Here is a 20,226-nt window from a genome sequence, read left to right as displayed (position 1 = left end):
CCTGTACCACCACCAGAATATCTGGTGAGCAACGCCTTACGTTGCCGAGAACCCGGAAGCTGACGAGCTCTCCGGGTTTTTTGTTTTTTGGGCGGATCGCATGAGACATCCGCCTCATACCTTTCCCTGACCTCCAGGAACCGCGTCGTCGATTTACGATCTCAATCCACGCGCTCTCCAACCCGAGGTTTTCCCTTGCTTCCGCTTCACCACGACCCCGCTTTCTACGAACTGCTTGCCGGCAGCTATCAACGCCTTCTTGGCAAACGGCTAGTGCCTCACCCTCTTCCGACCAACGAAGCTGCGGCGTGGCTTTACGAAGAGGCACCGTTCGCGATCCTCGCTCACAACACTGCGCCGGACCCGGTCTTTGTCTATGGCAACAAGGCGGCGCAGCGTCGCTTTGGCTACGACTGGGACGAGATCACGCGTCTGCCTTCGCGACTATCCGCCGAGGCGCCCAATCGCGAGGAACGGCAGCGCTTTCTTGAGCGTGTGCAACGGCTTGGTTATGAAGCAGGCTATCAAGGCGTGCGGATCACCAAGGACGGCAGCCGCTTCATGATCGAGGAGGCAACGCTGTGGCAGATGATCGATACCGATGGGGTGCTACACGGGCAGGCCGTGATCATTCCGCGGACTCGGGATCTGTGAGTTACTGCGAGCGTCGATCTCAGCGAGCTTGCCGCGGATCACGCGCAGTCTGTACTCGAAGCTGATTCGCGTGGCACTCCCCTCGGGCCAGTCGTTGATCAGATTCAATACGGCTCGCTCATCCGCGAGCCACCAGATTCGTTCGTCGATCATTGCAGTCATCCTTTAGTGGTCAGGGAAGCGGGCTTGAAGGGCTGACTTGTGCAGGTGTGTCTCGACCTCTCTCAATTCGGCCAATGAAGCGCGGTCGAATTCCGCATCGAGGTCCAACTGCACGTACCCCTTCCATTGCCGATCACGGCGATGCGACCACATGCTGTACCAATACGTGGTCGCCTTTACCAAGGCGCGTTCGTTGCGGGATTGCACCCAATAGTTGTCCACGGCGAAACTGGACTTCAGTCGTTCAAGGTCTAACAAGTTGGGAGGTATCTGTTGCGGGTCGCCAGATTCGTGGCTCAAAACAAACGTCACCACATCGAGATCTCTTGGCCCTCGGCCATAGCGCGCCTCGACGTCTTCCACAAAGCTTCCGTCCACCCACTGAAAACCCGCGGTAATACCGGCCTCGTGTATCGACTGCCTGAACTCAAGCAGCCCCCGCAGAATTGTGCAACGCGCTGGCGTGGTTGCGAACCGGCGTACAAACGAGAGAAGCGACACCTCGTACGGCGACCGATCCGCACTTGCAGCGTTGCCATCATTCACAGGCGGAAGCACCAGCATGTCATTCCATGCCGGTATCTGGACGAAGTTCATTCATTGACCCTGAGTTACCGGCGCTAGCCATCCATATCGGGCGGCGGCGCCGTGTTTTTTTCGATGCATCAATGCTGCATCGAACACACCACAGGGGCCAAGTAAACTTGTGTGTCCAACTGCCATATTTCTGTGGCAGCTGTGCCAAAGCGTCCCGCATTGCACGGGACGCCTTCATTCATTGCATCACGTTCGGCGTCAGACCACTTCGAAGAAGTGCGTCTTGTCCCGATCAAGCTGGGCGATCAATCCGAATTCCCAGTCGAGGTACGCCTGCATGGCGGCCGCTGCGTTATCCGTGCCTTCGTACGGACGGCGGTAGCGGTCTGTGCGGGGAACGGAGAGGTTGGTTTCACCCTGCTCCACCGGATAGCCCGCGTCGGCCCACGCTGCGGTGCCGCCTTCAAGTACGAAGACTTCTGACGATGTGAGTCGTTGCAGGTCGATGGCAGCGAAGCGCGCGAGCAGGCTGGAGCCGCATGTCAGCACATAGCATCGTGCGGGCGGAATCGCCTGCAGTGCCTGCTTCAGCTGGGCGCGGATGGCGAACCATGCGCCGGGGATATGGCGCTTCACGTAATTGGCGCTAGCCGTGACATCGATCACGGCCACGTCGCCTTCGCGGAGCCAGCCGGCCAGCGTGGCGGGGGCGATGGTTGCGACCTCGGGTGCAGCCGGACGCTGGGCGGCAGGTACACCGCGCTCGCTGCGTCGCGCATCATCGACCGGCTCCACGACATAGACTTCCCAGCCCATCTGCGCGAGCCACGATGCGCTCATGTCTGCGCGCACACCATCATCATCGGCCAGCACAATACGTGCGCCGCGCACGGGTGCCTGGTGATCGGTTTCCTGCACGAGCTGGCCGCCCGGTGCGCTGGTGAAGCCTGGCAGGTGGCCGTCTGCATATTCCTCGGGTGTCCGCACATCAAAGCGATAGACGGTGCGCTCCGGTGAATCCAGCGATGACAGTGCATCGAATGCGATGCGTCGCACGCCAGCACGGCTGGCAATCGCGCGTGCACCTTCACGTGCCTGTGCGCGGTTCGCGGGATCGATCTCCACGGGTGCGCGGCGGCTGGCGCCATGCGAGAGCTTCTGTCCCGCCAGCTTCCAGCCGATAGTGCCGTTGCGCAGCGCAGCCACCGGATTCGGAATGCCCGCGTTGACCAGCGATTGCGTACCGATGATGCTGCGCGTGCGGCCTGCGCAGTTCACCACCACCTTGGTCTTTGGGTCCGGTGCGAGTTCGCGGATGCGCAGCACCAGTTCCGCGCCCGGCACGCTTGTGGATGTGGGAATGTTCATCGTCTGGTACTCGTCGAAGCGTCGCGCATCGACGATCACCACGTCAGCCTTGCTGTCGATCAGCGCCTGCACTTCCTGCGCGGACAGCGATGGCGTATGGCGCCTGGCCTCCACCAGTTCCCCGAACGACTTGCTGGGCACGTTCACGTCACGGAATACTTCGCCGCCCGCGGCAATCCATGCAGCCAACCCACCATCGAGCAGGGACACATCCGTGTAGCCGAGTTCGCGCAGCTTCAACGCCGCATGCGGTGCGAGATCCTCGCCATCACGCTCGCCGTAGATCACGATGCGGGTGTCGCGGCGCGGAATACGTGTCCAGGCTTCCAATTCAATCTTCGACAGCGGGAAGTTCGCAGCCCAGAGCGGATGCTCCTGGGCGAACGGGTCTTCCTCGCGCACGTCGATCAGCGCGATCTCGGTGCGGTCGAGCAATGCCTGACGCACCGCGAGGCTGGTCGTGGTCGGAAACGTTTGGGTAGTGGCAGTCATGACGCGATGGGGTCCTTGGAGCGGTCCCACGGATTGGGCAGGGTGGAGTTGGAATAACCGGAGATGAAGTGCTTGGTGCCGCCCGATTCCGGATAGACATGGCGGCGCACCGCGCCGATGTTGGCGCCGTACACATGGATGCTGATCGATACGCGGTCGTCGAACGCGTTGTGGACGCGATGGATGTCACCTACGGTTGGCGATACCGCTTCCACGTGACCGGGCTCCAGCCGAACGGCGTCGCCATGCGGACGTGGCACGCCCTCGGCATCGATTGCGTACGGCTGCGAATACTCGGCGCCGCGCAGCATGCCGATCAGGCCCCATACCGTGTGATCGTGGATTGGCGTGCGCTGCCCCGGTCCCCAGACAAAGCTGACAATCGAGAATCGCTCAGCCGAATCGCAGTGCAGCAGCACCTGCTGGTAATACTCGGGATGGGGTTGTGCGTAGGCATCGGGCAGCCAGTCGTCGCGGGCCACCAGGCGCGCGAGCAGTTGGCCGCCTTCGTCGAGGATGCGCGCCTCGTCGGGCTGCTGGTCGAGCAGCGCCGACAAGCCGGTAATGAAGTCGCGCAGCGGCGTCAGTGTCGATGTCTGCGCAGTGAGCAATGTCTCAGCCATGTCTTGTCTCCGGAGCACGTTCGCCATCTGTGGACGAATCGCCCACAACCTTAGCACGAAGGCGCGCCCGTTGTTGCCTTGCGGATGTCCTCACAAGCCCAGCGCCGTGCGGCCGGCGGCGGTCAGGATGGCGTCGTTCTGCGGGGTATGGATGCGACTGCAGAGCACATCGCGATAGTGCCGCTCCAGCGGATTGTTGCGGCTCAGGCCATGATTGCCCGAGAGTTGCAGCGCCAGTTCCAGCACCCGGATCGCATTTGATGTCACGGTGAACTTGAGCAGGCCACCGTCGCTGACCGAGGGCGGTGTGCCGTCATCGGTACGCGTCGCAGCATCGTCGAGCAACACCGCGTTGGCGCGCAGCAGCGCGGCCATCTCGCCAATCGATTCCTGCACGCGCGGCAGCGTGGCCAGCGGTTTGCCGAGGCTGCCCGGTGCGCGTTCCTGCACGAACTGGCGAATCCAGTCGAAGCCTGCGCGTGCCACGGCGTCGTAGAGGCTGCCGAGCAACGTCACCATCCATGCCTGCTGGTCAGTATTTGCGTCGATATCGGCCTGGCTCGCCCCTGCTGGTGCCCACGCCTCCGGCGCGCGGATATCCACGGCGTTCTCAAACGGAATCCATACGTCTTCGAGCACCGTCTCGTGGCTGCCCGAGGCACGCAAACCAAGATGGTTCCAGCTTTCGATCACGCGAATACCGGGCGTCTCGGCGTCGGGCTTCGGCACAAGAAACATGCCAATGCGTGGCTCCGGTTCGTGCGTACGCGCCCATACGGCCAGCCAGCGCAGCGCCGGAATGCCGGTGGTGTAGAGCTTGTGGCCGCTCAGTCGCCAGCGGTCGCCCACGCGCGTGGCAACGGTGCCCGGCAATCCACCGCGCGACGGCGATCCCAATTCGGGCTCCACGCGCAGCGAGTTGATCAGCGCGCCCTCTTCCACCGCGCTGCGCAGCACCTGCTGGCGCATGGCTTCCGGCCAGCGCGAATCGGCGCGGCTGATGGATCGATGTTGCAGATACGTCATCGTCAGCACCAGCGCCGTTGCCGGATCACCGCCTGCCACCGCCGCGATGATGCGTCGTGCTTCGGCGAGTCCGGCGCCGGCGCCGCCGTGCGCCACGGGCACGGTATGGGCGATCAGGCCATTTTGGTGCAGCAGCGCAAAGTTGTCGTGCGGAAAGCTGCCATCGGCATCGTGGGCCGAAGCAGTGGAGGCAAAGCGGGCGGCCAGTTCGGCCAGCACATCGTCCAGCCGCGCGGCGGGCGTCGGCAGGCGGTGCAGGGATGACGCAGACATGGAGTTCCTTGGGGGAGCAGATCAATCGCCACATAGCGTACCGCCGCCCCTCGCCCCGGAAAACGACGCATATCGCATATCGAGCAACAGTTTTTGTCGAATAAGGACCGGCGTTTTTATTCGTTCGGGCGCACGGTCCGCAGGCGTACGTTCTTCCCATTTCACGCACCAGGAGAAAGGGCATGAGCGTCGACTTCATCGGGATGATCCAGAGCCAGAAGCAATCCGAGATCCACTCGCCCACCGGGCCCGTGGTCGATCGGGATTACGTGCGCGCCTTTGCGCAGGCCCACGAGCAGGCTGGCTTCGATCGCGTCCTGGTGCCGCATCACTCCACTGGCCCGTCGGCCACGTTGACGATTGCGTATGCCGCCGCTGTCACCGAGCGCATCCACTTCATGCTTGCGCATCGACCCGGTTTCACATCGCCCACGCTGGCTGCGCGGCAGATCGCCACGCTCGATCAGTTCAGCGGTGGCCGGCTCGGCGTGCACTTCATCTCGGGTGGTTCGGACGACGAGCAGAAGCGCGACGGTGACTATCTCGATCACGACCAGCGGTATGCGCGCACCGACGAGTATCTCGGCATCCTGCGCCGCATCTGGACCGAGCCGCAGCCGTTCGATCACGCGGGCGAGTTCTACCGATTCGAGCGAGGCTTCTCTGAAGTGAAGCCCGCTCAGCGGCCGCATGTGCCGATCTATTTTGGTGGCGCCTCGGAAGCTGCACTGCAGGTGGCTGGCAAACATGCCGATGTCTACGCGCTGTGGGGCGAATCGCTCGACCAGGTGCGCGATCTCACGACACGCGTGCGTGCGGAAGCCGCGAAGCATGGCCGCGAGGTGCGCTTCTCGGTGTCGTTCCGTCCAGTGCTCGCCGAAACGGAGGACAAGGCATGGCAGCGCGCCGACAGCATCCTCGAACGTACCCGTGCGCTGCGTGTGCAGGCCGGGTACAGCCGAGGCGGCCCGCAACAGAGCGAAGGTGCACGCCGACTTCTTGCCGCAGCAGAGCAAGGCGATCGCGTCGATCAACGCTTGTGGACGGCCATCGCGCGTGAGACCGGCGGACGTTCGAATTCCACGGGTCTCGTTGGCACGCCCGAGCAGGTAGCCGATGCGCTGCTGGCTTACTACGACCTGGGCGTCACCACATTCCTGATTCGCGGTTTCGATCCGCTCGAAGACGCCATCGACTATGGCCGCGAACTCATTCCGCGTGTGCGCGAACTGGTGGCCCAGCGCGATGCGGCATCGAACAAGCGCGCCGCCTGATCACATCCAACATCACCCACAACAAAACGGGGAGCGGGAAATCATGAGCCAATCGACATCACCCGACGCACGGCGCCGGCAACTGCTGCGCGCAGCCGGCGGCGCCGCCATCGCCGCACCAGCGCTGATCCTCGGCCGCCAGGCATGGTCGGCGCCGCGCAAGGTCACGTTCGCGTGGAACCAAAATTCCTTTTGCCTGACACCCATCGTCGTGGCGCAGGAGAAGGGCTTCTTCGAGAAGAATGGGCTACAGGTAGACCTGATCAACTACAGCGGCTCCACGGACCAGTTACTCGAATCGATTGCAACAGGCAAGGCCGATGCGGCAGTGGGCATGATCCACCGCTGGCTGAAGCCGCTCGAAGCGGGCTTCGACGTGAAGATCATCGGCAGCTCGCATGGCGGTTGCGTGCGGCTTGTTGGCGCAAAGGCGGCGGGTGTGACCAACCTGCAGTCGCTCAAGGGCAAGACCGTTGGCGTGAGCGATCTCGCCGCACCGGGCAAGCACTTCTTCACGATCCTGCTCGCGAAAAATGGTATCGATCCGGATCGGGACATCACATGGCGCCAGTACCCTGCCGACCTGCTCGGCGTGGCCGTCGACAAGGGCGAGATTCAGGCGATTGCCGATGGCGATCCAAACCTCTACCTGCTGGAGAAGCGCACCAACGGCGCCTATATCGAACTCGCGACGAACCTCACCGGCGAGTACGCGCGCAAGGTCTGCTGCGTGGTGGGTGCGCGCGGCGAACTGGTGCGCAACGATCGCCCCACTGCTGCCGCACTGGCGCGCGCCATCGTGCAGGCCACGGACTACGTCAACGAGAATCCGAACGAAGCTGCCAAGGTCTTCGCCAAGTACTCGCCCAAGATCAGCGTCGAGGATCTGCGCAAGCTCTATGCGACGCTCACCTATACGCACCATCCCACCGGCGTGGACCTGCAGGAAGAAATCGCGTTCTACGCTGGCGATTTCCAGCGCATCGGCGTGCTGAAGAAATCCACGGACGTGAAGCGCCTGGCGCAACATGTCTATGCAAACGTACTGGCCTGACGAGGTAACGCTCATGACGACGAGTCAGCAAACCATCGACACGCCCTTGCTACGGGACGCGCCATCCGAGGTGCGGCGCGTACCCGGCAGTGCATGGCCCATCGGCATCGTGGCTGCAATGGCATGGGCCGCGTTCGGCGCCATCACATGGCGCTGGCCCAACAAGGTGGCGGGCTTCACGGACTGGGCCTATACCGAGGAACTCGGCATTGCCGTGCTCGTCGTCGCAGGCGCGCTGCTTGCTGTGGCGCTCTTCGGCGGCTTTGTGCCTGCGCTGCAACGCTTTCGCGAAAGTTTGCGCAAGGCCGGTCCGTGGCTGATTGCGCTCCCCGTGATTCTGGCCGCTTGGGAAATCCTCACGGCCAAGACCGCGTCGCTGCCCACGCCGTTCTTCGCGCCGCCGCAGGCATTGATCGAAGTCTATGTCGATGACTGGCGACGCCTGGGAGACAGCGTGCTCAACACGGTCAAGCTGCTCGGTCTCGGTGTGGCGTATGGCGGTGTGGTCGGCTTTCTGATCGGCGTGTCGATCGGCTGGTCGCGCCGCATCGGTTACTGGGTGCATCCGGTACTGCGCGTGCTGGGGCCGTTGCCATCCACCGCACTGTTGCCGCTCACGTTCTACTTCTTCCCGTCGAGCTATTCGGCCGCCGTGTTCCTGATCGCACTGGCCACGGCGTTTCCCGTTGCGGTGCTGACGTGGTCCGGCGTGGCGGGTGTGAACAAGAGCTACTACGACGTGGCGCGCACGATGGGTGCATCGGAATGGTTCCTCGTGCTGCGCGTGGCGATTCCGGCCGCGTTGCCGCAGGTATTCGTCGGCCTGTTCATGGGATTGGGCGCATCGTTCTCCGTGCTCGTCACCGCCGAGATGATGGGCGTGAAGTCCGGCCTTGGCTGGTATCTGACCTGGGCGCAGGGCTGGGCCTCGTATGTGAACATGTATGCCGCCCTGATCGTCATGGCACTGCTGTTTTCGGGCGTCATCACATTGCTGTTCACGGTGCGCGACCGCGCGCTGTCGTGGCAGAAAGGAACCGTCAAATGGTAGCGGTTGTTCAAGACACTCACGCTTCGGCCGGTGCGCGCATCGATATTCAGTCAGTGAGTCATGCATTTGGCGATGGCGATGCGCAACTGCCCGTGCTCGATAGTGTGAATCTGCAAGTGGCACCCGGTGAATTCGTGGCATTGCTCGGTCCCAGCGGCTGCGGCAAGTCCACGCTGCTGCGACTCGTGGCGGGGCTGGAGACGCCACTGTCAGGGCAGATCCGTCAGGACGATGTGCCGATCGATCGGCCCGACCCCTCGCGCATCGTCGTGTTCCAGGACCCAACGCTCTACCCGTGGCGACGCGTGCGCGACAACGTCGCACTGGGTCTGCAAGCGCGCGGACTGTTGCGCCGCGAAGGCCATCGTGTGGATGCCGCACTGCGACGCGTGGGCTTGGAAGGATTCGCGCAGGCGTTTCCGCATCAGCTCTCGGGCGGCATGGCGCAGCGCGTGGCGCTGGCGCGTGCGCTCGTCAATGATCCGCGCCTGCTGGTGCTCGACGAACCGCTCGGCAAGCTCGATTCGTTGACGCGGCTCGCCATGCAGAGTGACCTTGTGGATCTCTGGCAGCGCGCCGGTTTCTCGGCGCTGCTCGTCACGCACGACGTGGAAGAAGCGCTGTTCTTGGCGCAGCGCGTCATCGTGTTCAGCCAACGCCCCGCGCGCATCACCGCCGAGATCAAGGTGGATCTACCCTACCCGCGCCACCGTGGCGATCCGCGCCTGACCGAACTACGCCACGAGGCGCTGCGCCATCTGGGTCTCGATGCAAGCTGGTAAGCCGGTTGTTCCGCGCGTGACTGAACATTGCGATGTGGTCGGCAAGCACACCCTCCTGCCCTCTCCCCCGCCCCTCTCCCGCACAGCGGGAGAGGGGAGACAACCACGAGTCAATGGAACGCCTTTGGACGACTCCCCTCTCCCGCGAGTGGGTGAGCCATGAGCGCGCCACCTCCGCAAGCGTGGCTCAACGCACTACTGACGCTGTTGCAGCACGCCCAGTCGGGTCTGTTGCAGCTGTGGCACGGGCTTGGACTCACCGATGAAGTGCATGGTCAGCCCGCATGGCCGTGGGTGCGACGCATTGCTGGCGAAACACTGCTGATCGATCTCGGCCTTGCGCGGCAACTGGCGTGGAGTCTGCTCGCCGTGGCCTTCGCACTGCTTTGCGTGGTGCTGGCGCTGCTATGGCGTCGTCGTCGGCTGGCCTGTCTCGGCGCAGGTGCATTGGCATTGGTGATCGCGCCGTGGCCTTCGCCTGCGCTGCTGCTGACAGCCGCTGCGCCGACGAGCTTCCATCGCAGCCCGACCCAGTTCTCCGTCGATGCAATTGCCACGGGCGCGCGCATCTACGCGACGCACTGCGTGGCATGTCATGGCGACGATGGTCGCGGCGAAGGGGCGCAGTCGGCGCGCTTATCCACCTGGCCACCGACCTTTGCGAGTCCGCTGTTGGGTCGTCGCGCCGAAGGAGAACTGTTCTGGCATATCGTGGCTGGCATGCGCGACGCACGGGGCCGCATGACCATGCCCGCCTTTGGCAACGATATCGATGACACGCAGACCTGGGCCGTTATCGACTACCTGAAGACATTGGCTGCCGGCACTGGCGCAGCGATGCAAGGCAACTGGCCGATTCCACTGCAGCTCCCGGATGTATCCATTCAATGCACGGGAGCGCCGCCCCGCTCGCTTGCGGACTGGCGCGGCCAGCAACGCGTGCGCGTGGTGGCATTCGATGGCGCGGCATCCACGCTGCCGCTGGAAGACCCGCGCTTTGTCACGCTGCTGGTGACGCGTGATGGGCAGCCGCTGGTCGATGTGCCGGCATTCCGTGCGGGCTGCGTGGCTTCATCGCGCAATGCTTGGCAGGTGTTTGCCCAGTTGGCGGGTGTCGATGCGTCGACACTGGCGGGCACGGCTTTTCTTGCGGATCGCAACGGCTGGTTGCGCGCGCGAAGTTCAGGCGGATCAGGAAAGCAAAACGAATGGGGTGAGGACGACCTGCTCTGCACCGCAGGACAGGTCGCGCAAATCACGCAGATGGCGCGGAAGACGTCGCGACCGGATGGACTAACCGCCCTGCTGCTGCGAATGGATGCCGAGCCCGTTCGCTTCGTGCAGGGCGGCTTTGTTCACTGATGCCAGCGTCACGCTGTCGATCGCGGCCAGCACTTCATCAACCGAAGGCGGCTTGCCGTTGTCGCCCACAGACACGGCATGGCCCGGGCGATCCACGCCGAAGTGCGGACGCGATGTCGCGGTGAACAGCATCACGGTAGGCTTGCCCAATGCATCGGCCAGATGCACGAAGCCGGTGTCCATGCCGACGACGAGCGACGAGGCATCCACGCGCTGCGCGCACTCGGTGATCGACATGCGCGGCAGCACTTCCGCATTCGGAATCGCGGCGGCCAGCGCCTGCGCTTCGGCCTGCTCCTTGGGCGAACCCCACGGCAGTTCCACGCGATAGCCGCGCCGCGCCAGCACGTGGCCAATCTCTACCCAGTTGGCCTGCGGCCATTTCTTGATGTCGAGCGACGTGGCATGGAACAGCGTGGCGCGCGGCACACCGTCCGTATGAAGCGGCGCGGCGGGTGCGGGCACCTTGAGTTCGGGCGTCTCGTGCGGCTCGATCTCGTATCCCAGCGCATTGGCCACCACCATCCGCATCTTCTGGCGGCAGTTGGCGTCGCCGTGCGGCCCGTAGATCTGTGTGTAGGCAAACACGGCCTTCGACTCGCCGAGGTATTCCGCGGCATAACCGAGGCGGCGCGGCGTGCGGGCCAGGCGCGCAACAATCGCACTCTTCATCACGCCGTGGACGTCGATTGCTACGTCATAGCGTTCGCGACGAAGTTCGCGCACTGCGGAGAGGATACCGCGCAGGTCTTTCCATTTACGGCCGTTCTTGTTGAACTGCCGCAGCGGCGGCGCGATGACGCGATCTACACCGATAGCCCAGCGCGGAATATCGGCACATGAGGCGTCAACCGCCCAGTCGATCTTTGCCTCGGGATAGGCACGGCGCAGGTCGTGCAGCAGCGGCAGGGTGTGGACCATGTCGCCCAGCGAGGTGATCTTGATGAGAAGAATGCGCTTCATGAAAGGGCCGGCGTTTCTAGTTGTATGCAAACCCGGCCATCCAGCGGCCGGGTTTTTCGAAGGCGCTAGTATGCCCGACCCGGCGAATCCAAAGAAACTGCGAAGATGTATCGGCGCCCTGATTGACCCGTGCTACTTCGACCACACCGACGCATCCTGCACCACCGTCGCAAAGCGGTCGTTGAGCGCGGCGAGCGTGTAGCGATGCAGATCGGCAGCCGATAGCGGATCGCCGCCGAGCGGGTCCGGCAGATCGCGCGTGGCACAGCCGGATGCGACCAACGTCACGCGATAGCCATGGTCGAGCGCCGATCGCACCGTCGCGCTGATGCACATATGCGTCTGGAAGCCAGCCACGATCAGTTCCCGGCGTCCAATCGCCTGCAGCCGCGCCGCGAGATCCGTACCGGCAAAGCTGTTCGGCAGGCTCTTGACCAGCGTCTGCTCGCCCTCGGCAGGTTCCAGACCGTCGATGATCTGCGCGTGGATGCTATCCGGATCGAACGCCCCGCCGGCCTTGCCGTGATGCACCACATGGATGACCGGGGTGCCGTGCTGCCGCGCCAGGGCAAGCAGCGCGCCACATTCGGCCACAGCCTCGGGCATGCCCGTCAACGGCAGCTTGCCATCCACGTACTCGCGCTGATGGTCTACCAGGACCAGCACCGCCTCGGACCAGGCGGATGGCTTGCGGCTGGCGCCAGCGGCGTCGAGCAACGTGAAGGGTGCGGCAGCGGTCATGGTGGGTTTCCGAGGTAGTGTGCGGTGACTATGCAGGCATCGTAGAGCGCGCTAACCTGTGCGCCAATTCCCCACAGACTCACACTTGCCGTGCAAAAAAGCACAATTGCCTGGGACGACCTGCTAACGCTGTCCACCCTGATGCGAGCCGGCAGCTATTCCGCCTGCGCCCGCGAACTCGATATCACCCATGCCACGGCCATCCGGCGCATCCGGCGGCTGGAGACCGCGCTTGGCAAACCCGTGGCGACTCGCGCCGACGGCAGCTTCGTGCTCACCGCCGCAGGCCGCAATGCACTGATTGCCGCCCGACAGATGGAAGAATCGGCCGACCGGCTGATCCGCGAAATCGAAGGGGTAGGTACCGGCGTGTCGGGCGTGGTGCGCATTGCCTCCACTGCGTCGCTGGGCAGCATGGTCCTGACGCCTCGGCTGCCGGCGCTCTATGCGTCGAATCCCGAGCTGGAGGTCCGGCTGGAAGTGGACAACCGGGTGACCAGTCTTGCCAAGCGCCGCGCGCACATTGCCGTGCGGCTTGCGCGTCCGCAGGAAGACACCATCGTCGCGCAGCGCGCCGGCACGATGCATTTTGGGCTCTACGCGCCCTCGGGCATGTCCACCGCCGTGGCCGAGTCGCGCGATACACCCATCTGCGGCCTGCTCGATGAAGGTTTCGCGCTACCCGAAGTGGAATGGCCACAGGCGCAGGCGCGGCGCCTCGCCTTCCAGTCCAACAGCTTCTTTGCCGTGCGCGAGGGCGTACGCGCCGGCCTCGGCGTCGCCCTGCTCCCTCACTATCTGGGCGACAAGGAACCGGGGCTCTGGTGTGTGCGCCCTGTGCCGGAAGTGATCCGCGAGATCTGGCTGGCCTACCCCGTCGAGTTTCGGGGCGCGTCACGATTCCGTCCCGTGATCGACTGGCTGGCAGAGACCCTGACTGCTTGCCCATGAACACCTGTTTCAGACGGGTGTCGCATTGCTGCAACGACGCGCCGCATGCGTCACCCCATGTGGTGAGCCGCACGCGAATGACTCGTTGACGCCGCTCAATAAGTTGCAGTTCTGCTACGCTTCCACCCGGCTGCCGTAGAGGTTCGAACAGATGGGCAGGGTCGTTGCACAAAGCCCAAAGGCAACCGAGAAACGGGTCAGTGCGCATAAATTCAAGATGCGTTCCATGCGGCACTCATTGAAGTACAGGATGGCAATCGCCGCCGCAGCGGTCGTCACGCTCGTATTCGTGGCGCGCTCGGGGTTTTCCCAGTACTACGCTTACACGCGGCTGAACGAGGTGGTTCAGGCGCAGCAGGACACACTGGTCAGGCTCATTGCCGACCAACTCGACGAGAAGCTTGAATCGCGCGCCGTGGTGCTCCGCCGGCTCGCACGGACGCTATCGCCTTCGCTTGACCAGTCCCCCGCCCAGTTGCTCCGTCTGGCTACCGATACGGTGGACATGCCCGAGCATTTCAACGCCGTCTTCCTCGTCCGGCCTGATGGGAATGTGGTCTTCAGCACGGCCGTCCCCCTGGACAAGAAGGTATCCGTCTGGGAGCGCGACTATTTCCAGAACATTGTGCGCGGCGCCGATTTCGCGGTGTCGGATCTGCTGCAAGGCAAGCACACCAGTTCGCCGGGCGTGATCCTGGCCGTCCCGCTGCGCGATGCGAAAGGCGCACTGCGTGGCGTGGTCGGCGGTGTGCTGAACCTGTCCGCCGACAACTTCCTGCGTGAACTCGCCCAACATCGCGTGGGCGTTACCGGCTATTACTGTCTGGTCTCGGCAGGCCCGAATCCAAGATATGCCATGCATCCGGATACCTCCCGGGTGCTGAAGCCTGCGCTGGCCATCGGTGAAGCGTGCGGCGCCGAGCAGCCCGAGTCGCGCTGGGAAGTCCTGTCACCGGTCCAACCCGTCGTGGCACGCCGCCTGCTGGAATCGAACGGCTGGGAAATCATCTCGGTGCTTCCGGCCGCCGAAGCCTACTCGCCGCTGTTCGAAGTCAGGCATCGCGCGATTGCTGTTGCCCTGGCATCGCTCGGCATCGCGGCGCTGCTGATGTGGCTGATGATCCGGCGGCTGCTGGCCCCGCTCGAACACCTGCACCGCACCGTGCGCCGCCTGTGCGAACAGCCTGCGGCCGTGGCCGATCTGCCAGTGGAGCGCGATGACGAGATCGGCGAACTAGCCGGCGCATTCTCGGAGGTCATGTCGCAACTGTCGGAGCGCGAAGCCGCGCTGAAAGCCGCCAAGGACAGCGCCGCTGCCAGCGAGAAACGGCTGGAGGCGATCGCCAACCACGTGCCGGACTTTGTCGCGTTCATTGACGCCAGCGAACGCTTCGTCTTCGTGAATCAGGCTTTCGCGCTGCACTTCGGGCTACCCGCCGCGCAGATCGCGGGGCTGTCGCTGCGCGAACTCTGGGGCACGGCCGAATACGTGGCCTACCAGCCATTCCTCGAACAGGCGCGTGCCGGGGACCCGGTCACCTTCACGCGCGAAGCCACCGATGGCACGGCGTGGGAAGTCACGTTCCAGCCCGCCTGGAACGATGCGCAGGACGCAACGGCGACGCTCGCTGGCCTGCACATGTTCTCGCGCAACGTCACGGGCGAACGGCAGAAGCTGCGCTCGCTCGAAGCCCAGACCTTGTCCGATCACCTGACTGGCTTGCTGAACCGCAAGGGCTTCGACCGCCGCCTCCAGGAGATGATGGCGCGCGCCGACGCCAATGGCCACCGCGCCGCCCTGCTACTGGTGGACCTCGACGACTTCAAGGCCGTCAACGACACCCATGGTCACCCCATCGGCGACCAGTTGCTGATTGCATTCGCCGAACGTCTTCGCGCTTGCGTGCGCACTGGCGACGCCGTGGCGCGCATCGGCGGCGACGAGTTCGCGATCATCCTCGATAACGTACACAGCCAGAACACCGTGGAGCGCATCGCCCATACGGTGGTGCACGCGGCCCTGCGCCCGTTCGAGATCGACGGCCGCCGCCTGGTCTCCACGGCCAGCGTCGGCAGCGCCATGCACCGCCCCGACCAAGGCACCTCGGTCAGCGAACTGTTCATGCGGGCGGACATGGCGCTCTACGAAGCCAAGCGGCATGGCAAGGCGTGTCATGCGGGGAGCATCCACGCCGTAGAGACCTCGGCGCTGATCGCCGCCGAGGTCCAGAACTGACCCGGTATCCGATACCAATCAGAACCGCATCGACGCATTCATCATGAACGTACGCGTCGATGCCGGCAGCACAAAGCCGTCGTAGGTGGTGGTCCAGTAGCGGCGGTTGAACACGTTGTTCAGTGTGGCGCGCACGGTTAGTTCCTTGCCGGCCGCGCGTGTCGTGTAGCGCGCGCCCAGGTCTGCCGTGGTGTACGACGGGATCTGCTTGGTGTTGGCCGAGTTCACGAACATTGCGCCGGTCACCTTGGCGCCGGTCCACAGCGTCAGCCCCGGCAGGACCGGGGTGTCGTACTCCACACGGCCCGTGACGATGTAGTTCGGTGTGGCGAACACGCGGTTGCCGTTGACCTTCGGGTCGTCCACGTCCCTGGTCTTGGTGTTAAGCCACAGCACGCCGCCTGTCAGGCGCAGGTCGCGGGTCACGCGCCAGAAGCCGCTGGTATCCAGGCCGGTGAATTGCTGCTTGCCGTCCTGCACGAAATAGTTCGAGAGGTTCGTGTACGCATAGCCTTTTTCCACGCGAAACAGTGCAACATTGGCGCCCCACTTGTTGCGCTCGGTCTTGAAGCCCAGTTCGTACTGGCGGCTCTTGAGCGGTCCGAAGGTCTCGCCGGCGTTCAGCGTGGTCTGGCCCGCCGAGCCGCCCGGCTCCAGTGATTCCACGTAGCTGGCATAGGCCGTCGAGAAGTGGTCGGTCTTGAACATCACCGCCGCCGTCGGCGTGAACGGATTCGCGCTGTAGCGGGATGTCTGTATCGCCTGCGAGTTGTACTTGTCCTGCGAGAACATGTTGTAGCGCACGCCCGCCAGCACCGACAGGCGCGGCGTGATCTGCATGGTATCGCTCAGGTACACGGACTTCTGCTGGATCTTGTAGTCGCGGTACGGGCTGTAGTCCTTGCCGACGCCGGGCTGCTCGGGCAGTAGCACCGGATTGAACAGGTTGTTCATGCCGATGAAGACGCCACGGCTGCCGGGGCCGCTATCGAGTTCCTGCACCTGCGACTGGTAGCCCATGCCGGCCACGATGTCGTGCGTCAGCCGGCCCGTCTGGAATTTGCCCTGCACCATGGCGTCGTACGCCTGATAGTAGTACGCGGTCTTCCAGCGGTAGTTGGTGTCTGCAAAATTGCCCGCGTCGTCCGTCACCCACAGGAAACTGTCCGCGTTCAGGCGGTTCTGGCGTGCGAAGCGATAGTTGAAGCTCGTTTTCCAGTGGCTATTGATGCGGTAGTCCAGGCCGGTGCCCACGGTCAACGTATCGGTTTCGTGCGACGACCACGGCTGCGCCAGGTTGCGCGCCACACTGCGCGCAGCGGGAATCTTGTCCGGGCCGAAGGCCATGGCGAACAGCGTGCCTTGCGACTTGCGCTTCCAGTACATGACATCCGCGTTCCATGTCAGATCTGGCGTGATGCGGAAATCGGTGGCCAGCGAGTACGTCTGGCGGCGTACGTGGACATTGGGTTCGTTGGTGTTGCCGTCCTCGTTCACGGCGTTGATGCGGTAGCCAAAGCGGCCGTCATTGCCGAAGCGGCCACCGACATCGAGCTTCTCGCTCCAGACGCTGTTGATCTGGTAGCCCAGTGTTACCTCGCGCAGCGGCTTGTCGGTGGGCGCCTTCGTCACGTAGTTGATGATGCCGCCCGGCGAGCCGAAGCCGTACATGAAGCCGGTCAGCCCTTTGAGCAGTTCCACTCGTTCGAACGGCTCCAGCGGGACATCCGAGTCCCAGCTCATGAAGTTCTGGCCGTTGACCTTGGTGCCGTCGAGCATGTCCACGCGCATGCCGCGCACGGCGAAATACGCGTTCTCGTTGCGTGCGTTGTCGCTGAGAACCTGCACGGCGGGGTCGAATTTGAACACGTCGTTGGCGGTCTGCGCCATGCGTTGCTGGATCTCGTCGCTCGACACGGCATTGACCGAGAATGGCGTGTCCACGGCCTTGCGCTCGCCGAGCGCGCCGCTGCTGACCTGCTCGACTTTTTCCGCCTCGCCGGTCCGCTCGCCGACGACGGTTGTCGTCGGCAGCGTGTGGGTGTTGGTCTGCGCATGGGCGGAAAGCGAAATCGTCATCCCCAGTACGGCGGCAGCGACGGGCGACAGGACGGCAGACAGGCCGGACGCGCGAACGGCGCGTCCGCGAGATGGACGGTGCGAAGACATTGAAACTCCCGAAAGTTGTGAAAGACGCCCAGAGGTCGACGCACGCACCAGCGCGTGCATCGCCTTCAGGTCAATGCGAATAGTTCGCGTTTATAGCCCGGGGTCGGGAAGCCCCAGGCTGCGTCAGGTCAACGTCAGGCCAACAAAGGCCGCTTTGTTGCCGGTGTCCAACGACGCTGGGGTGCACCGCGTCGATGTCGATCACCTTTGCGTCCGCCGCTTGATCAAACCGAAGTCGCGATGTAATTCGCGCAAAAATTGTCAGCGCAAAAAAAACGGCGACGCCATGGGCGCCGCCGTCCGCACTACCTATCTGAAAAATCAGAAACTTCCTAGCGCACCTTCCCTTCCTTCCAGGCCTGCAGAAGCTTGTCATAGGCGATGGTCTCGCCCTTCGGCTTCTCGTTGTCGAGCTTCTTCCACGGGGCGTGTTCCGATGACAACCACTTGTTCGGGTCACCCTTCGGGTTGAGCTTCGGCGCGCACTGTGCCATGCCCGCGCGCTGCAGGCGGGCCATCACCTGGTCCATTTCCTCGGCAAGGTTATCCATTGCCGCCTGCGGGGTCTTTTCGCCCGTGACCGCCGTGGCCACGTTCTTCCACCAGAGCTGGGCGAGCTTCGGATAGTCGGGCACGTTGTTGCCGGTAGGCGTCCATGCCACGCGTGCCGGGCTGCGATAGAACTCCACCAGCCCGCCGTACTTGGCCGCGTTCTTGGTCAGGTACTCGTGGTTGATATCGCTGTCGCGGATGAAGGTCAGACCGGTCAGCGACTTCTTCAGCGACACGGTCTTCGACGTCACGAACTGCGCGTAGAGCCACGCTGCGGCCAGACGATTCGGATCGGTGTTCTTGAAGAACGTCCACGAGCCCACGTCCTGATAACCGTTCTGCATGCCCTGCTTCCAGTACGGGCCATACGGCGACGGCGCCATGCGCCACTTCGGCGAGCCATCGGCATTGACCACCGGCAGGCCCTTCTTGGTCATGTCGGCCGTGAACGCCGTGTACCAGAATATCTGCTGCGCGACCTGACCCTGCGCGGGGACGGGACCGGCTTCTGAGAACGTCATGCCCATGGCCTGCGGCGGGGCGTACTTCTTCATCCAGTCGATGTACTTGGTCAGTGCATAGACCGCTGCCGGACTGTTGGTGGCACCGCCACGCGAGACCGATGCACCGACGGGCGTGCACTTGTCGTCGGCCACGCGGATGCCCCATTCGTCCACCGGCATGCCGTTCGGCAGGCCTTTGTCGGCGGCGCCCGCCATCGACAGCCATGCATCGGTAAAGCGCCAGCCCAGCGAGGGGTCCTTCTTGCCATAGTCCATATGGCCGAAGACCTTCTTGCCATCCAGCTCCTTCACGTCGTTCGTGAAGAAGTTGGCGATGTCCTCGTACGCAGACCAGTTCGTCGGCACGCCCAGGTCATAGCCGTACTTGGCCTTGAACTTGTCCTGCAGGTCCTTGCGCGCGAACCAGTCCGCACGGAACCAGTACAGGTTGGCGAACTGCTGGTCGGGCAACTGGTACAGCTTGCCGTCCGGCGCCGTGGTGAACTTGGTGCCGATGAAGTCCTTGACGTCGATGCCCGGATTGGTGAATTCCTTGCCAGCGCCGTTCATGTAGTCGGTCAGCGGCAGGATGGCGCCGTAACGATAGTGCGTGCCGATCAGGTCGGAGTCCGAGATCCAGCCGTCGTAGATGGACTTGCCCGACTGCATCGACGTCTGGAGTTTCTCCACCACGTCGCCTTCCTGGATCAGGTCGTGCTTGACCTGGATGCCCGTGATTTCCTCGAACGCCTTGGCCAGTGTTTTCGATTCGTACTCGTGCGTCGTGATCGTCTCCGAGACCACGCTGATCTGCGTGACGCCCTTGGCCTTGAGCTTGGCCGCCGCGTCGATGAACCACTTCATTTCCGCCTGCTGCTTGTCCTTGGCGAGTGACGAAGGCTGGAACTCGTTGTCGATCCACTTCTTCGCCGCAGCCTCATCGGCAAACGCAGCGTGGCCGCATGTCAGCGCTGCCGCAAAGGCCAGGGCCGACATCCCCAACTTCACGTGCTTCTTCATCAGTGTGTCTCCTCAGCAACCCCTCCCCGGATCTGTAACTGGGTTGCGGCCCCGGGGAGGGGATAAAGATCTCGCAGCCCATGACAGCGAATTCCTTTCTTGTGGTGACGTGCTGTTACCCCTTGCGCATCACCAGCAACAGCACCACGGCCGAGATGCCCGCGCTGATCCAGACCGACGGTGCCTCTGCCAGCCCGAACCATCCCTGCATCTTTTCGCCAAGACCCACCCATGCCAGGTTGATCCACGCGGCGATCATCAGGCCGATGAACAGTCGATCGCCGCGCGTGGTGGCAATCGGCAGGAAACCCTTGCGCTCCACCGTGGGCGAGCGCACTTCCCAGACGGTCATCCCGATCAGCATCAGCACCACCAGCGCGAAGAACACCGCCACCGGCGTGGTCCATACCATCCAGTTCAGCATGCTCTCTCC

Annotated in this window: 17 protein-coding genes; 8 read left to right on the top strand and 9 right to left on the bottom strand. The window is 63.5% G+C overall.

Going from position 1 to position 20,226, the window contains the following annotated elements:
• Positions 1-195: 195 nt before the first annotated feature.
• Positions 196-654 carry an MEKHLA domain-containing protein gene (locus ABDB81_RS02635; RefSeq protein ID WP_137924230.1) on the top strand — a complete coding sequence of 153 codons (459 nt, stop codon included), beginning with the start codon at positions 196-198 and terminating at the stop codon, positions 652-654.
• A 165-nt stretch (positions 655-819) separates the two neighbouring features.
• Here the strand turns inward: ABDB81_RS02635 and ABDB81_RS02630 are convergent, their stop codons facing one another.
• The 4 genes from ABDB81_RS02630 to ABDB81_RS02615 form a co-directional block, all read right to left on the bottom strand.
• Complete coding sequence (locus ABDB81_RS02630) at positions 820-1,413, bottom strand: hypothetical protein (RefSeq protein ID WP_171020340.1); 594 nt, start codon at positions 1,411-1,413, stop codon at positions 820-822.
• Between the two features lie 198 nt (positions 1,414-1,611).
• Complete coding sequence (locus ABDB81_RS02625; RefSeq protein ID WP_137924231.1) at positions 1,612-3,213, bottom strand: rhodanese-related sulfurtransferase; 1,602 nt, start codon at positions 3,211-3,213, stop codon at positions 1,612-1,614.
• The gene (locus tag ABDB81_RS02620) at positions 3,210-3,836 is read right to left on the bottom strand and encodes a cysteine dioxygenase (protein ID WP_137924232.1); all 627 of its coding nucleotides are present in this window, start codon (positions 3,834-3,836) and stop codon (positions 3,210-3,212) included. Before ABDB81_RS02620 ends, ABDB81_RS02625 begins: the two co-directional genes overlap by 4 nt.
• A gap of 90 nt (positions 3,837-3,926) precedes the next feature.
• The gene (locus ABDB81_RS02615) at positions 3,927-5,135 is read right to left on the bottom strand and encodes an acyl-CoA dehydrogenase family protein (protein ID WP_346809633.1); all 1,209 of its coding nucleotides are present in this window, start codon (positions 5,133-5,135) and stop codon (positions 3,927-3,929) included.
• A gap of 182 nt (positions 5,136-5,317) precedes the next feature.
• On the opposite strand from ABDB81_RS02615, the gene ABDB81_RS02610 reads away from it, so the two are divergent.
• From ABDB81_RS02610 to ABDB81_RS02590, 5 genes are all read left to right on the top strand, one after another.
• Positions 5,318-6,409: an LLM class flavin-dependent oxidoreductase gene (locus ABDB81_RS02610; protein WP_137924234.1), complete on the top strand. Its 1,092-nt coding sequence runs from the start codon at positions 5,318-5,320 to the stop codon at positions 6,407-6,409.
• Positions 6,410-6,452: 43 nt separating this feature from the next.
• Entirely contained in the window at positions 6,453-7,463 is a 1,011-nt protein-coding gene (locus ABDB81_RS02605) for an ABC transporter substrate-binding protein (RefSeq protein WP_137924235.1), read from the top strand.
• Positions 7,464-7,476: 13 nt separating this feature from the next.
• Positions 7,477-8,514, top strand: coding sequence for an ABC transporter permease subunit (locus tag ABDB81_RS02600; protein ID WP_346809631.1), 1,038 nt, complete (start codon positions 7,477-7,479; stop codon positions 8,512-8,514).
• Positions 8,508-9,296, top strand: coding sequence for an ABC transporter ATP-binding protein (locus tag ABDB81_RS02595; protein WP_137924237.1), 789 nt, complete (start codon positions 8,508-8,510; stop codon positions 9,294-9,296). Before ABDB81_RS02600 ends, ABDB81_RS02595 begins: the two co-directional genes overlap by 7 nt.
• A 159-nt stretch (positions 9,297-9,455) precedes the next feature.
• Complete coding sequence (locus ABDB81_RS02590) at positions 9,456-10,658, top strand: cytochrome c (protein ID WP_346809629.1); 1,203 nt, start codon at positions 9,456-9,458, stop codon at positions 10,656-10,658.
• On the opposite strand, the gene waaC is transcribed toward ABDB81_RS02590, so the two are convergent.
• Positions 10,590-11,621 carry a lipopolysaccharide heptosyltransferase I gene (waaC, locus tag ABDB81_RS02585; RefSeq protein WP_346809627.1) on the bottom strand — a complete coding sequence of 344 codons (1,032 nt, stop codon included), beginning with the start codon at positions 11,619-11,621 and terminating at the stop codon, positions 10,590-10,592. The genes ABDB81_RS02590 and waaC overlap by 69 nt on opposite strands.
• 132 nt (positions 11,622-11,753) lie before the next feature.
• A complete protein-coding gene (locus tag ABDB81_RS02580) occupies positions 11,754-12,362 on the bottom strand; it encodes a cysteine hydrolase family protein (protein ID WP_160472688.1) in 609 nt (202 codons plus the stop codon).
• A gap of 90 nt (positions 12,363-12,452) precedes the next feature.
• On the opposite strand from ABDB81_RS02580, the gene ABDB81_RS02575 reads away from it, so the two are divergent.
• Together ABDB81_RS02575 and ABDB81_RS02570 are read left to right on the top strand one after the other, a co-directional pair.
• On the top strand, positions 12,453-13,313 hold the full coding sequence (locus ABDB81_RS02575; RefSeq protein WP_137924241.1) for a LysR family transcriptional regulator: 861 nt from the start codon (positions 12,453-12,455) through the stop codon (positions 13,311-13,313).
• A gap of 250 nt (positions 13,314-13,563) precedes the next feature.
• Complete coding sequence (locus ABDB81_RS02570) at positions 13,564-15,549, top strand: diguanylate cyclase (protein ID WP_137924242.1); 1,986 nt, start codon at positions 13,564-13,566, stop codon at positions 15,547-15,549.
• Positions 15,550-15,567: 18 nt separating this feature from the next.
• Here the strand turns inward: ABDB81_RS02570 and ABDB81_RS02565 are convergent, their stop codons facing one another.
• The 3 genes from ABDB81_RS02565 to ABDB81_RS02555 form a co-directional block, all read right to left on the bottom strand.
• A complete protein-coding gene (locus ABDB81_RS02565; protein ID WP_346809625.1) occupies positions 15,568-17,718 on the bottom strand; it encodes a TonB-dependent siderophore receptor in 2,151 nt (716 codons plus the stop codon).
• A 332-nt stretch (positions 17,719-18,050) separates the two neighbouring features.
• Positions 18,051-19,781 carry an ABC transporter substrate-binding protein gene (locus ABDB81_RS02560; RefSeq protein ID WP_160473273.1) on the bottom strand — a complete coding sequence of 577 codons (1,731 nt, stop codon included), beginning with the start codon at positions 19,779-19,781 and terminating at the stop codon, positions 18,051-18,053.
• 127 nt (positions 19,782-19,908) lie between these two features.
• On the bottom strand, positions 19,909-20,217 hold the full coding sequence (locus ABDB81_RS02555) for a DUF2160 domain-containing protein (RefSeq protein WP_137924244.1): 309 nt from the start codon (positions 20,215-20,217) through the stop codon (positions 19,909-19,911).
• Between the last annotated feature and the right edge of the window lie 9 nt (positions 20,218-20,226).

It is taken from the genome of Cupriavidus sp. DL-D2, assembly GCF_039710735.1.
Classification (GTDB): Bacteria; Pseudomonadota; Gammaproteobacteria; order Burkholderiales; family Burkholderiaceae; genus Cupriavidus.
Note: the sequence above shows the minus strand (reverse complement) of the source record. Positions and strands in the feature narration are given on the sequence as shown.

Excerpts from the sequence above, each read along its gene's own strand:
- ABDB81_RS02605 (WP_137924235.1), top strand. The coding sequence starts at position 6,453 with ATGAGCCAATCGACATCACCCGACGCACGGCGCCGGCAACTGCTGCGC.
- ABDB81_RS02595 (WP_137924237.1), top strand. The coding sequence starts at position 8,508 with ATGGTAGCGGTTGTTCAAGACACTCACGCTTCGGCCGGTGCGCGCATC.
- ABDB81_RS02625 (WP_137924231.1), bottom strand. The coding sequence starts at position 3,213 with ATGACTGCCACTACCCAAACGTTTCCGACCACGACCAGCCTCGCGGTG.
- waaC (WP_346809627.1), bottom strand. The coding sequence starts at position 11,621 with ATGAAGCGCATTCTTCTCATCAAGATCACCTCGCTGGGCGACATGGTC.
- ABDB81_RS02620 (WP_137924232.1), bottom strand. The coding sequence starts at position 3,836 with ATGGCTGAGACATTGCTCACTGCGCAGACATCGACACTGACGCCGCTG.
- ABDB81_RS02590 (WP_346809629.1), top strand. The coding sequence starts at position 9,456 with ATGAGCGCGCCACCTCCGCAAGCGTGGCTCAACGCACTACTGACGCTG.
- ABDB81_RS02570 (WP_137924242.1), top strand. The coding sequence starts at position 13,564 with ATGGCAATCGCCGCCGCAGCGGTCGTCACGCTCGTATTCGTGGCGCGC.
- ABDB81_RS02580 (WP_160472688.1), bottom strand. The coding sequence starts at position 12,362 with ATGACCGCTGCCGCACCCTTCACGTTGCTCGACGCCGCTGGCGCCAGC.
- ABDB81_RS02565 (WP_346809625.1), bottom strand. The coding sequence starts at position 17,718 with ATGTCTTCGCACCGTCCATCTCGCGGACGCGCCGTTCGCGCGTCCGGC.
- ABDB81_RS02615 (WP_346809633.1), bottom strand. The coding sequence starts at position 5,135 with ATGTCTGCGTCATCCCTGCACCGCCTGCCGACGCCCGCCGCGCGGCTG.
- ABDB81_RS02610 (WP_137924234.1), top strand. The coding sequence starts at position 5,318 with ATGAGCGTCGACTTCATCGGGATGATCCAGAGCCAGAAGCAATCCGAG.
- ABDB81_RS02630 (WP_171020340.1), bottom strand. The coding sequence starts at position 1,413 with ATGAACTTCGTCCAGATACCGGCATGGAATGACATGCTGGTGCTTCCG.
- ABDB81_RS02600 (WP_346809631.1), top strand. The coding sequence starts at position 7,477 with ATGACGACGAGTCAGCAAACCATCGACACGCCCTTGCTACGGGACGCG.
- ABDB81_RS02555 (WP_137924244.1), bottom strand. The coding sequence starts at position 20,217 with ATGCTGAACTGGATGGTATGGACCACGCCGGTGGCGGTGTTCTTCGCG.